The organism is Novosphingobium sp. TCA1, from assembly GCF_009811895.1.
GTDB classification, from domain to species: domain Bacteria; phylum Pseudomonadota; class Alphaproteobacteria; order Sphingomonadales; family Sphingomonadaceae; genus Novosphingobium; species Novosphingobium panipatense_A.
On record NZ_BLJH01000003.1, the window covers coordinates 191,334 to 203,789 of the forward strand.

Annotated in this window: 13 protein-coding genes; 5 read left to right on the plus strand and 8 right to left on the minus strand. The window is 66.4% G+C overall.

Going from position 1 to position 12,456, the window contains the following annotated elements:
• Position 1 precedes the first annotated feature (1 nt).
• Genes NTCA1_RS06105 through NTCA1_RS06120 form a run of 4 tightly spaced genes read left to right on the plus strand, consistent with a single transcriptional unit; the run spans position 2 to position 4,262 of the window.
• On the plus strand, positions 2-1,366 hold the full coding sequence (locus tag NTCA1_RS06105; RefSeq protein ID WP_159829277.1) for an NCS2 family permease: 1,365 nt from the start codon (positions 2-4) through the stop codon (positions 1,364-1,366).
• 48 nt (positions 1,367-1,414) lie between these two features.
• Entirely contained in the window at positions 1,415-2,713 is a 1,299-nt protein-coding gene (gene guaD / locus NTCA1_RS06110) for a guanine deaminase (protein ID WP_159829279.1), read from the plus strand.
• Positions 2,710-3,726, plus strand: coding sequence for an adenosine deaminase (locus NTCA1_RS06115; protein ID WP_159829281.1), 1,017 nt, complete (start codon positions 2,710-2,712; stop codon positions 3,724-3,726). Before guaD ends, NTCA1_RS06115 begins: the two co-directional genes overlap by 4 nt.
• Positions 3,727-3,767: 41 nt before the next feature.
• Positions 3,768-4,262, plus strand: a complete 495-nt coding sequence (locus NTCA1_RS06120; protein WP_236549137.1) for a DUF4269 domain-containing protein — start codon at positions 3,768-3,770, stop codon at positions 4,260-4,262.
• A 20-nt stretch (positions 4,263-4,282) separates the two neighbouring features.
• Here NTCA1_RS06120 and NTCA1_RS06125 read toward each other — a convergent pair whose 3' ends face one another.
• The 3 genes from NTCA1_RS06125 to NTCA1_RS06135 all read right to left on the minus strand — a co-directional run bounded on the left by NTCA1_RS06125 (position 4,283) and on the right by NTCA1_RS06135 (position 7,101).
• A complete protein-coding gene (locus tag NTCA1_RS06125) occupies positions 4,283-4,816 on the minus strand; it encodes a phosphoribosyltransferase (RefSeq protein WP_159829283.1) in 534 nt (177 codons plus the stop codon).
• A gap of 125 nt (positions 4,817-4,941) precedes the next feature.
• A complete protein-coding gene (locus NTCA1_RS06130; protein WP_159829285.1) occupies positions 4,942-5,862 on the minus strand; it encodes a LysR family transcriptional regulator in 921 nt (306 codons plus the stop codon).
• A 342-nt stretch (positions 5,863-6,204) separates the two neighbouring features.
• A complete protein-coding gene (locus NTCA1_RS06135) occupies positions 6,205-7,101 on the minus strand; it encodes a LysR family transcriptional regulator (RefSeq protein ID WP_159829287.1) in 897 nt (298 codons plus the stop codon).
• A gap of 120 nt (positions 7,102-7,221) precedes the next feature.
• Here NTCA1_RS06135 and NTCA1_RS06140 point away from each other — a divergent pair, with 120 nt between their 5' ends.
• Positions 7,222-8,382, plus strand: a complete 1,161-nt coding sequence (locus NTCA1_RS06140) for an isovaleryl-CoA dehydrogenase (RefSeq protein ID WP_133083623.1) — start codon at positions 7,222-7,224, stop codon at positions 8,380-8,382.
• Between the two features lie 40 nt (positions 8,383-8,422).
• Here NTCA1_RS06140 and NTCA1_RS06145 read toward each other — a convergent pair whose 3' ends face one another.
• The 5 genes from NTCA1_RS06145 to ccmA all read right to left on the minus strand — a co-directional run bounded on the left by NTCA1_RS06145 (position 8,423) and on the right by ccmA (position 12,447).
• Positions 8,423-8,869 carry a hypothetical protein gene (locus NTCA1_RS06145; protein WP_086491787.1) on the minus strand — a complete coding sequence of 149 codons (447 nt, stop codon included), beginning with the start codon at positions 8,867-8,869 and terminating at the stop codon, positions 8,423-8,425.
• Between the two features lie 433 nt (positions 8,870-9,302).
• The gene (locus tag NTCA1_RS06150; protein ID WP_133083624.1) at positions 9,303-9,926 is read right to left on the minus strand and encodes a carboxymuconolactone decarboxylase family protein; all 624 of its coding nucleotides are present in this window, start codon (positions 9,924-9,926) and stop codon (positions 9,303-9,305) included.
• 25 nt (positions 9,927-9,951) lie between these two features.
• The gene (locus NTCA1_RS06155) at positions 9,952-11,118 is read right to left on the minus strand and encodes a sulfotransferase (protein ID WP_086491785.1); all 1,167 of its coding nucleotides are present in this window, start codon (positions 11,116-11,118) and stop codon (positions 9,952-9,954) included.
• An 88-nt stretch (positions 11,119-11,206) separates the two neighbouring features.
• On the minus strand, positions 11,207-11,866 hold the full coding sequence (locus tag NTCA1_RS06160; protein ID WP_159829289.1) for a heme exporter protein CcmB: 660 nt from the start codon (positions 11,864-11,866) through the stop codon (positions 11,207-11,209).
• Positions 11,863-12,447, minus strand: coding sequence for a heme ABC exporter ATP-binding protein CcmA (gene ccmA / locus NTCA1_RS06165; protein WP_133083627.1), 585 nt, complete (start codon positions 12,445-12,447; stop codon positions 11,863-11,865). The genes NTCA1_RS06160 and ccmA overlap by 4 nt, the downstream gene beginning before the upstream one ends.
• Between the last annotated feature and the right edge of the window lie 9 nt (positions 12,448-12,456).

Here is a 12,456-nt window from a genome sequence, read left to right on the forward strand (position 1 = left end):
GATGCGGAGCCGGACCGAAATCGAGCGCAATGGCCTGCCGGGACGCGGTCTGCTGGAACGCCGCTTCGCCCTGAGCGCGCGTGGCACCGATGCCCGTACCGAAGTGCTCGCGGGCACGACAACCTTCCTGACGATGGCCTATATCGTGCTGGTCAACCCCGCGATCCTGGGCGCGGCGGGCATGCCGGTGGCCTCGGTGGCGGCGGCGACCTGCTTTGCGGCGGCATTTGCGTCGATCCTGATGGGGCTGGTTGCCAATACGCCGCTGGCGCTGGCGCCCGGCATGGGGCTCAATGCCTATTTCAGCTTCACCGTCGTCCAGCAGATGGGCGTGCCATGGCCAGTGGCGCTGGGCTGCGTGTTCCTTTCCGGCGTGGCTTTCCTGGCACTGACCGTCACCGGGGTGCGCCAGCTCATCGTCTCCTCGATCCCGCAATATCTCTTTGCCGCCGTCGCGGGCGGGATCGGGCTTTTCATCGGATTCGTCGGCCTCAAGAGCGCGGGCATCGTCGTGGCCGATCCCGCCACGATCGTCGCGCTGGGGGACCTCAAGGCACCGGGCGCGGCGCTGGCGCTGTTCGGGCTGGTGCTGATCGGCGCACTTTCGGTATGGAACGTGCGCGGCGCCATGCTGATCGGCATTCTGGCCACGACCGCGCTGGGCTGGCTCTTCGGCCTCGTATCGGTCCACCCGGAGCCCTATTCGCTGGAAGCGCTGACCGGCACCGCCTTCAAGCTGGACCTTGCGGGTGTATTCGGACTCTCCGGCAGCCATGGCCTCGGCCTGTTCGAGATCCTCTTCGTGTTCCTCTTCGTCGACCTGTTCGACAATATCGGCACGCTCGTGGCCGTCACCAAGCGGGCCGGTCTGATCGACGGGCAGGGGCGTATCCTGCGCCTCAATCGCATCCTCATGACCGACGCGGCCGCCACCATCGTCGGCTCCATGGCGGGAACCAGCACGGTGACGAGCTATGTCGAGAGCGCGGCAGGCGTGCAGGCGGGCGGGCGCACGGGGCTTACCGCGGTCGTGACCGGCCTGCTGTTCCTTGCGACCATGTTCGTGGCGCCTTATGCGCAAGTCATCCCGCTGGCGGCCACGGCGCCTGCGCTGATCATAGTTGGCGGGCTCATGCTGCTGCCGCTCACCGAAGTGCAATGGGAGGATCCGCTGGCGGCGATCCCGGCCTTCCTGACCGTGGCCATGATCCCCTTCACGTTCTCGATCGCCAACGGCCTTGCCTTCGGCATCACCGCCCATGCCCTGCTCAAGCTGGTGCGCGGGACCATCGAGCGGAAGGACTGGTTCCTGCTGCTGCTGGCGCTGGTCTTCGTCGCCCGCTTCGCATGGCTGGCGGGAGGGTGAACAAGCGCGCTCTCGTCATCCGGGAGTTTACGCCCTAGTAAAAAGCGGATGATCCACGCCTTCCGCGCCGAAATCCTCTCCGTTTCCCGCGACCCCACGGGCGATCCCGAAGCCGTTCGGCACGAGCCCGACGGCCTTCTGGTGGTGGAGGACGGCGTGGTCGTGGCGCGCGGGGCCTATGCCGAACTGATCGCCCGATTTCCGCAGGTTTCGATGGAGAGCCTGAGCGGCCTGATGGTGCCCGGTTTCGTCGATGCCCATGTCCACTATCCCCAGACCGACCGGATCGCCTCCCACGGGGAGCAACTGCTCGACTGGCTGGAGCGGCACATTTTCCCCGCCGAAACGGCCTTCGCCGACAAGGGCCATGCGGACGGGGTGGCGGCTTTCTTCCTGGACGAACTGCTGAGAAACGGCACGACAAGTGCGCTCGTCTATCCCACCGTCCACGAGCAATCGGTCGATGCCCTGTTCGAGGCGGCGTGCGCGCGGGACATGCGGATCGTCTCCGGCAAGGTCCTGATGGACCTGGGGCCGGAGGGCCTGCGCGACGACCTTGCATCGGGCCGCGCTGCCAGCGAGGCGCTGATCCGGCGCTGGCGGGGCCGGGGACGGCTGGGCTATGCGATAACCCCGCGTTTCGCGCTGGCGTCCACCGATGCGCAACTGGCCGACGCCGGTGCCTTGCTGGCCGCGCACCCCGAAGCGCTCCTTCACACGCACTTGGCCGAGAACCGGCGCGAATGCGCCGAAGTTGCCGCCCGCTTTCCGCAGGCGGCGGACTATCTGGACGTCTACGACCGGTTCGGGCTCGTCACCGGCCGCTCGGTCTTCGCGCATGGCATCCACTTGTCCGATCGCGCCTGCCGCCGCCTGAACGAAAGCGGCGCGGGGATCGCGGTCTGCCCCAGTTCCAACTTTTTCCTCGGCTCCGGCTGCTTCGATTTCGAGCAGGCGCAGCGCCACGGCCTGCGCCTCGGCCTCGGCACCGACGTGGGCGCGGGCACGACCTTTTCACTGCTCCATACCCAGGGCATCGCCTATCAGGCCGGGCAGATGAAAGGCACTGCGCTAGACCCCTTTCGCGCGCTCTGGCTGGCGACGGCAGGCAGCGCGGCGCTGCTGCATATCGCCGACCGCGTCGGCAACCTGGAACCGGGGCAGGAGGCCGATTTCCTCGTCCTCGACCCGCAAGCCACGCCGCTGCTTTCCCGCCGCACCCGAGGCGCGGACCTTGCGCAGCGGCTCTTCGCGTTGCAGGTGCTCGGCGACGACCGCGCCGTGGCGCGCACTTATCTGCTGGGCCGCCTCGTCCACCGGGCGGCCCGGAACGGGAACAGGACATGACCGACCTAGACAGCTTCATCACCGGCCTGCCCAAGGCCGAGCTTCACCTCCACATCGAAGGCAGCCTCGAACCCGAACTGATGTTCGCGCTGGCGGAGCGCAACGGCGTATCGATCCCCTTCGCCAGCGTGGAGGAGGTGCGGGCGGCCTACGATTTCTCGAATCTCCAGGACTTTCTCGACATCTACTACGCGGGCGCCAACGTGCTGCTGAAACGGCAGGATTTCCACGATCTTGCCGCCGCCTACTTCGCACGTGCGGCGGCCGACGGCGTGGTTCATGCCGAGCTGATGTTCGATCCCCAGACCCATACCGATCGCGGCGTGCCTTTCGAAGACGTGATCGAGGGCCTGCTCTCCGCCATGGCAGCGGCGCGCGCCGAGCACGGCATGTCGAGCAGCCTGATCCTTTCGTTCCTGCGCCACCTTCCCGAGGAAGCCGCTTTCGCCACCCTGGCGGAGGCCGAGCCCTGGCTTGACCGGATCGAGGCGGTGGGGCTCGATTCCTCCGAACTGGGCCACCCGCCCGAGAAGTTCGCCCGCGTCTTTGCCGCCGCGCGCGAAAAGGGCCTGAAGATCACGGCCCATGCCGGGGAGGAAGGCCCGCCTGAGTATGTCCACCAGGCGCTGGACGTCCTGGGCGTCCACCGTATCGACCACGGCAATCGCGCGCTGGAAGACCCGGCCTTGATCGCACGGCTGGTGCGCGAGGAAATGACGCTGACGGTCTGCCCGCTTTCCAACCACAAGCTCTGCGTGGTGGACGATCTGGCCGACCACCCGATCGATGCCATGCTCGCCCACGGTCTCAAGGCCACCGTCAATTCCGACGACCCGGCCTATTTCGGGGGCTATGTGGCGGACAACTACCGCGCGATCGCAGCGGCGCGAGGGCTGGACCGGAAGGCGCTGGCGACTTTGGCGCGCAACAGCTTCACCGGCTCGTTCCTGCCTGACGCGGCCGTGGCGGAACATCTCGCCCGATTGGACGCCTATCTGGAAGCGGGGCGCTGACCGAACCCGACTGGCGGGCGGCGCTGGCCGCCAGCGGCATCCTGACGCGGCTTGCCGCGTTCGATCCGCGCGTCGCAGGCACGTTCCCGCTCGGCCTCGCGGTCTCCGGCAGCGACATCGACGTGCTCTGCCACGCGCCCGATGCCGATGCTTTCGCCGCGGCCCTGTGGGACGCCTGCGGGGACTTCGAAGACTTCGCGATGTGGCAGTGGCGCAAGGCGGATCGCCCGGTGATCGCGGTGTTTTCGCTGGCGGGGGTGCCGTTCGAGATATTCGGCCAGGCGCAGCCCGTGGAGGCGCAGCACGGCTGGCGCCACTTCGCGGTGGAAGCGCGCCTGCTGCGGTTGGGCGGCGCGGACTTGCACGAAGCCGTCATGGCGGCCCGGCGGGCAGGGGCGAAGACGGAGCCTGCCTTTGCGCGGGTGCTGGGGCTGGAGGGCGATCCCTATCTGGCGATGCTGGCGCTCGCGGACAGGGATGATGACGGGCTCAGGGAGGTTTTGCAGACGAGAGGAAGTCCTGGGGCCTTTCGATAAACGCAGGGACCCCCGGAACCTCAGGCCAACCGCTCGGGCACCGAAAGCGCCTCTTCGACGATGCTGTCCCGCGTGCCTACCGATTCCCAGGGGAACACGAACCAGCGCTTGTCATCGGCGCGATCGATCACGTCCGCCCAGGCATCGACTTCGACTTTCGAGCTCTTGTTGTTGATCACCACCGCGAAACGCAGATTGTCGTGGTTGCAGCCGCCCTGGGTGAGCTGGCCGCGAACATATTCGATCGTGCCGCCGGTGTCGTTGATGTCGTCCACGAACAGCATGCGCGTGCCTTCGGCGCTCATGGCGGCGACTTTCGCGAGAAGTTCGTCGGCAAAGCCGGGGATCTTCGACGAGTGATCGATCGACAGCATCGGCAGCGAGAGCTGGTGCGAGATATAGACTGCTGGAACCAGTCCGCCGCGGCCCAGGCCGATGATGAATTCGGGCATCCATTCGCCTTGCGCCACCTGACGCGAAAGCTGGCGGACCTTGGCGAGGAAATCCTCGTAATATTCGAGATAGTGGAGCTGAGGCTCGGAAGCTTCACTCATGAGCATGAAATCCTGAACGGGCATTTGGAGAGGAAGCTGCTCCCGTTACCGCGTCGGTGCGAAATTTGCAATCATGACACTGGCGGCGGAGCCGATCGCGAGGATTTTCGCGGCGCTCCCCCGGCCTAAGTTCTTGAAGCGGCGTGACCCAGCGCGGCAAAACCGTTCTCGAACTCGCCGATCACCATGGCCGCCGCGTAGGAAGGGGTGCGGGCGGAAGCGGTGCAGAGCGCCAGGGTCATCGGGCGCAGCAGCGAATCGGAAATTCGGGTGAAGGCCAGCGTGCCCTGCTGCACTTCGGTCTGCACGTCGAGCGAAGTGAGAACGCCGACCCCGGCCCCCAGCAGCACCAGCGAGGTGATCATCCTGATATTGTCCGCCGTGCCCTTGCGGTTGAGGGTGATGCCAGTGGCGCCTTCCAGCACGGAGATCTGCTGGGTGACCGCCAGCGGCTCGGCCGGGATGATCATCGGCTCGTCCGCGCAGACCGAGAAGCGGGCCTCGTCGCGCCGTGAAATCGGGTGCCTGGGCGGGGTGACGAAGCCGAGGACGACTTCGGTGAAGGCGCGGACGGACAGTTCGCGGTAGGATTGCGGCTCGAACAGAATGCCGCAGTCCACTTCGCCGCCGATCACCGCGCGCCGCACGGCATCGTTGCCCAGCACCTTCACGCCGATGGTGATGCCGGGATAGCGCTGCTGGATGGCGGCGATCATCATGGGAACCTGCCCCGTCGCCAAGGCGTCTATCACGGCAATGTCGACATGGCCGCGCTTGAGCCCGCGCAAGTCCTCGATCCTTCCGCGCAGGCCGGCCATGCCCTGTTGCCACTGCGCGCCCGATGCCATCATCATTTCGCCGGCCGCCGTCAGCCGCAGGCCAGTGGGCAGGCGCTCGAACAGGGGAAGGCCCAGTTCCGCCTCGACATTGAGGATCTGCCGGTCGATGGCGGAGGCGGAGACATTGAGTTCGTCGGCCGCCTTGCGGATCGAGCCGAGGCGGCCGACGGCCATGAAATAGCGCAGGAAGCGCGAAAAGGCCGGCATCTGGGGTTTCTCTACCTGCTCTAATTTTTGCAACGCTGTGTCATATTCATTGCGTTTGATCGCACCCTGTCACCTCTTTACGCATAGGGCAACACCGAAACGTGCGACCGTGCCGGCAGCAGCTTCTTCTCCCAACGAGGTGGCTGTCGGCGCGCGACCGCATGGCGGTTGGGGGCGCGCTTCCCGGATCGGGGGTAAAAAGGGACACCCGGTTCGGGGGCGCCCCCGCTTGCGGCCTGAAAAAGCCGTTGGGCGTAAGGTCGATGGTTAGGTGCCAAGGTTTCAGGGCAGGATTTGAAGGCAGATTGATCGGGGCTTCCGAAAGGAGACCGCCGAGCGGCGCTATGAGGGAGCGTCGCGAGATCGAAGGGCCAGGGAGGGAAGGCTGACGGTGACGATCTCCAGCGTCGCCGTCAGTCGTTCCTCTGCTTCGGCCGGGAAGCCGGGGCCACGCACCAGACCCAGCCTGCGACGCAGCCCATAGCCCGTTATCTGTGCCGTGGCGGTGCCATCCGGCGCCAGCGACCGGGGCGCCACCGTTACCCCGAGCCCGGCCGCGACCATGCGCATGCAGCGATCCTCGTTATCGCTGCGCAGGGCGAAACGGGGTCGCACGCCTGCCGCCGTGAAGAAGCGGCTGGTCCTTTGCAGCACTTCGCAGGACCTCCGCGCGATCATGATGTCCCCGGCAAGGTCCTCCGGCGCGATCCAAGCCGCATCCGCAAGGCGATGCGTGCCGGGCATGACGAGGACATAGGGCTCTTCCAGAAGCGGATGGACGGAACATCCTGTTTCGTCTTCTCCCAGCAGGGTCAGCGCGAGCTGGATCTTCCCGGCGGCCAGATCCCCGCGCAGGCTGCGGTCGTCTCCCTCGACGAGTTCGATCCCGAAATCGCGGGCCAGTTCGCGCACGACCGTTTCCAGCATCGCGCCCGAAACGGTCGGGATCACGCCCAGCTTCAGGCCGGGCCAGGGCTGCGGCATGGCCCGGCCGAACTGATCCGCGCGGCGAAAACCGGCTTCGAGGTCGCGGGCGATCGGCAGGAAGGCGCCGCCCGCCTCGGTCAGCCTGACATGGCGGCGATCGCGCACGAAGAGCGGCGATCCGACCAGCCGCTCCAGTTCCGCGATACTGGTGGAGACGGTGGGCTGGGTGACGTGAAGCCGCGCCGAGGCCTGCTTGAAGCTGCCGGAATCGGCCACGGCCAGGAAATGGCGGATATGGGCGCGCTTTATCATTGGTAAAATTTATCGAATGGCACGGATAGTTTCAATTTGTTTGCGTAGCGCCTCCTCGCTACCTTGTGCGGCAACGAGCGGCCCCAGGATCTGGTGGCCGGAAAAACCGGGATGATGGGTATGAAGGCAACCCCCGATTTCGACTTCGCGCTGGGCGAGGCGGCAGAGATGATCCGCGAGAGCGTTGCGCGCTTCGCCGACGAGAAGATCGCGCCGATCGCCGCGCGGGTCGACGTGGAAGACTGGTTCCCCCGCGACCTCTGGCCGGCCATGGGCGAACTCGGCCTGCACGGCATGACCGTCGAGGAAGAGTGGGGCGGACTTGGCCTGGGCTACCTCGAACATGTGCTTGCGGTGGAGGAAGTCAGCCGGGCCTCGGCCTCGGTCGGGCTGTCCTACGGCGCCCATTCCAATCTCTGCGTCAACCAGATCCGCCGCTGGGGCAGCGACGCGCAGAAGGCCCGCTACCTGCCTAAGCTGATCTCCGGCGAGCATGTCGGCAGCCTTGCCATGTCGGAGGCCGGGGCAGGGTCGGATGTCGTGGGCATGAAGCTACGCGCGGATGCGGTGCCCGGCGGTTTCCGGCTGAACGGCACCAAGTTCTGGATCACCAACGGCGCCTGCGCCGACGTGCTGGTGGTCTATGCCAGGACCGACGCCGAGGCCGGTTCGAAGGGCATCACCGCCTTCCTGGTCGAGAAGGACATGGCCGGTTTCTCGATCGGGCAGAAGATCGACAAGATGGGCATGCGCGGCTCGCCCACCAGCGAACTGGTGTTCGACGATTGCTTCGTCCCTGCGGAAAACGTGATGGGACCGCTGCACGGCGGGGTGAAAGTGCTGATGAGCGGCCTTGATTACGAGCGCGTGGTGCTGGCGGGGCTGCAGATCGGCATCATGCAGGCCTGCCTCGATACCGTGATCCCCTATGTGCGCGAACGGCGCCAGTTCGGCGCGGCGATCGGGACGTTCCAGCTCATGCAGGCCAAAGTGGCGGACATGTACGTCGCCCTGCAGTCGGCGCGGGCCTATGTCTACGCGGTGGCGCGGGCCTGCGACAACGGGCGGACCACCCGCTTCGATGCTGCCGGAGCCATCCTGCTGGCGAGCGAGAATGCTTTCCGCGTGGCGGGAGAGGCCGTGCAGGCGCTGGGCGGTGCAGGCTACACCAGGGACTGGCCGGTTGAGCGTTATCTCCGCGACGCCAAGCTGCTCGACATCGGCGCGGGCACGAACGAGATCCGGCGCATGCTGATCGGGCGCGAACTGATCGGAATCTGAACTATTAGGGGAGTTTCAGACTCGGAAACTCCCCAAACACTCAGTGCCGCATGTTCTTCGCAGGCACCGTCTCGCCCGGAAATATGCCTGCGATAGCCATGGCCGCGCCGAGCTTGGACAGGGTTTCCAGCACGTCGCCCACGCTGTCTTCCGAAACCACCAGTTCCAGCGTCTCGCGCGTCTGCTGCGGGCCGCGGTCGCGCAGCGAGGTGATGAGTTCGAGAATCACCGCCTCGTGCTCCGATACGTGGCTGCAGGCCATCGGGCAGAACGCGAAAGTCTCCAGCGCGTCGCGGTTGAACAGCAGCATCGCGCGGTGGAACGGCTGGAGCCCGCCGATCATCCGCCACTTCGCGAAAGCGGGGGCCAAGGCCTGCGCCGGGCACTGGCGACGCCCCAGCGTCGTGACCCAGGCGCGCATCGACCAGACGAGGAAACGGCAGCCCTCGTCGAGCGAATTCAGGGGGCGATCGACGTACTGATACATGCCTGGTTCTCCATGGGCTTGTATTTGAGAATGATTATCATTAGCTATGTCTACGCAGCTTGTCTTGCCCGTCAAGCCTGCACCAAGGACCTAGGGCCGGCGCTTGTCATGGGGCGCCTGCCTGCCCTTCCTGTCGACTGGGCCGGGGCGATTTCACGCTATGCGCGAGAAACCGCCCCGGCCCGTTTTTTCCCCGAAAATCCATAGCTTTTACCGCGGTTGTCCGTGGTTTTTGCCGGATTTGTCCACAGTGGCCGTCCTGAACGGGCACCGATGAGCCGTGGCAAAAACCGGGCGATATTTTCCACGCGAAAAGGCCCCCGTCCGCTGGGACGACGGTTCGGCGAATCGGCGCGCGAATCAGTGAGCGAGTCGGGACGGCGAATTAGCGATTCGCAGAGGTGATTCGCGACTCCGCCCCGGACAGGCTGCTTCAGCGGTAGTCGAAGCCGCCCTTGGGCTGAATTTTCAGAGAATTCTGCTGCATCGCGGTCATCAGATAGGCGCCCACGAGCATGGGAAGCTCGAGCATCTGCTTTTCATCCCAGCTGGCGGCGAGAATCGTCCAAGTCGAATCGCCGATGCAATGGTCCGCCACGAGTTCCTCCACGGCGCGAAGCATGGCCGATTCGTGCTCCGTCCAACCCGGCGCGCTGGAGCCTGCGATCACGCGCTCGATTTCCTCGGACGTGATCCCGAAGGCCTTGCCGATATCCACATGTTCGCACCATTCGAATGGGGCACGGGCCAGCAGGGCCAGGCGCAGGATCATCAACTCGCGCTCACGTCCGGGAATCGTGCCCTTGGCCGCGAGTTCGATGCCGAGCACCATCTGACCCTTGAACATGCCCGGATGGCGTAGGGTGATGAGGCTGACGTCGGGAAAGGGGCGGCTTTCGGGGATCTGGAACGCCGCGCGAATCGCATCGACCTGCTCCTGTCCCTCGGGACTCACTTCGTCGAGCCGCAGCGGCGCGTAGCGGGGGCCGCCCGCGATCGTCTGCGTTTCCCGCGCGGCCCTGTCGAACCGTACCGCGCCGGTGGTTACTTCACCCATCTGTCTTCACCTGTGGTTTGAGAGATCATGCGGCCTCGCCGAAGGGCGCCCATCGCTCCATTCGCGCGCGATACTCGGAAAAATGTTGCCTTACGGCGTCGGGGTCGAGGGCGAAGAGCGTCGCATCCGGCCTGGGCATCCGCTGCGCGTTTTCGTTGGATTGCCACCAATCCGCCATGCTGCGGGCGAACGCGGGGGATATCGGTTCGCCCAGCCAGGCATAGAGTTCCCGGACCTGCCCGATGGGATCGGCCAGCATCGCGCGGAAATGGATGTCGTGGAAACGCGGGTCGCCACCAGCATCGCGAAATGCGATGCCCCGCCGCATGGCTTCGGACCAGGTGCGCAAGTTGAGTTCGCCCAGCCAGGCATGGTCGAGCGCATCGCTGAACTTCCCGGCGATATCGGCGTAGACCGCCGCAACCGAGAGGATCACCTCGCCCGGATCGCGGTGCGTCATGACAAATCGTGCGTCTGGATAAGTTGCGACCAGTGCATCGAGATAGAGCAGGTGGGTCGGTGCCTTGAGCCGCCAGGGGCGGCGGGGCTGACGCCATTGGAGCAGCTTCAGCACGCGTTTGTGATAGGCGTAAGTCCCGGAAAGGTCCGCTTGGAGCAGCCATTCCGAATAGCGCGGTATCTGGGCGAAAGCCTGGAAGATCTGGCTCCTGAAATCGAGCGCCATGAGGTCCTGGCACTCCATGGCACCGTCGATGCCGGTAGGTGTGCGCGTACCGCCCTTGAGCTGTTCGTCGGCGCTGCTCGCCGAAACGCCGCGACGCGGATCGGGGCCTTCCACCATGCCCGGCGGCGGGCAGGGACGGCTGCTCTCCCACACCCTGAGGTAGCGGACCGCAGGATCGCTGGCGAGCAGGAAGGACAGGGCCGAGGAGCCGGTACGCGGCAGGCTGACGCCGAACAGAGGATTGCGGATTTCCTCGTCCTCGATCTCGGGGTGGCGGCGATACCACGCCTCGATTTCCAGCCTCTGCTTGAGGTGCAGCAGGATCCGCTGCGTCAACGCGCTTTCTCCAAGGGCATTCAGCCGGGCCTCGCTGTTGAGGGAATCCACCAGGATTTTCAGGCCCTCGCGAAAGCCCTCCGCGCCGAAGTCGCTGAGGCCGGTTTCCTTTTCCGCTCTTTCGGTCAGGTCCCGAGGGGGCGGAATCCGGCCCCCGATCCGATGGCGCATGGCACTCTCCCCAGCCCGGTTCCCGCCGGGTCTGGAGGCACTATGCGTGGCGGGAGGGCGCTGCGCCAACCGCCAGGGCGATGAAACTTCAGCCGCGCGCCGCGCGTACGGCCGCACCGCCCGCGAAAGGTGCCATGGCGAGCAGGACCAGGCTGGCGGCGCCAGTGAGCGCAAGGCCGCTGGTCCCACCGGCGCCGAGGCTGCCTGCGCCGAAGATCAGCACCGGCACTGCCATGGGAATGATCAGCAGTCCTCCCAGAGCCGCGCCGCCGCGCAGGCCGGCCGTAAGCGCCGCCACCGTGACGCCGAGCGCGGCAAGGCCGGGCGTGCCTGCCAGGAGCCCGATCTCGACCATGGCCAGAGTGTGGCCGTCCAGCCCGAGCAGGGCGGCGGCGGGCAGGGCCGCCAGCATCAGCGGCGGGCCGAAGCTCAGCCAATGGGCGAGGACCCGCACGGCGATCACCAGTTCTTCGGAAATGCCGCGCAGGGCCCACTGGTCGAACAGGCCCATCTCGATGTCGGGCTCGACCAGCCGGTCGAGCGGCAGGATCGCGGCAAGCAGGGCGGCCACCCAGATCACGCCGCCCCCGGTCCGCGCCAGCAAGGGCGCGTCGGGGCCGACCGCGAAGGGATAGAGCATGGCGACGGACAGGAAGAACAGGACCGGCAGCAATGCCCCGCCGCCGCGCCCGCCCAGCAGCAGCCGCGCCAGATCGCGCCGGAGCAGGGGCAGGACCCGCCCCGTCATGCCGCGTGGTCCGCAAGCGAGAGCGTGGCCATTCCCGGCACCGTGAAAGGCTGGTGCGAGGCGATCAGCGCGATCCCGCCCGCCGCGCAGTGCTCCGCCGTCAGTTCTTCGGCAAGCGTCGCGGCGTGGACGTCCAGCCCGTTGAGCGGTTCGTCGAGCAGCCAGATCCGTGCCTTCTGGCCGAGCAGGCGGGCAAGCGCCGCGCGTTTCTTCTGCCCGGTCGAAAGGTAGCGCACCGGCACGTCGAGCAGGTCTGCCAGGCCGAGCCGTTCGAGTTCCCACGCGTTTTCCGTGCTGCCGTCGATCTGCCGCCAGAACGTCAGCGCATCGCTCAGAGGCCGCGCGGGATCGAGGGCAGGGCGCTCGTCGACAAGGCCGATCGCGCCTTCGGTGCTGACCGTCCCGGCGAAGGCAGGTGCCAGTCCGGCCACGATACGCAGCAGGCTGGACTTGCCGATGCCGTTGCGGCCCGAGACGCGCAGCGCCTCTCCCGCGTGCAGGCGCACGTTGACGCCGCGGAACAGCAGCCTGTCGCCGCGCCGGCAGGCGAGATCGTCGATGGCGATGGAGGCCCCTTGCATGCACCGACG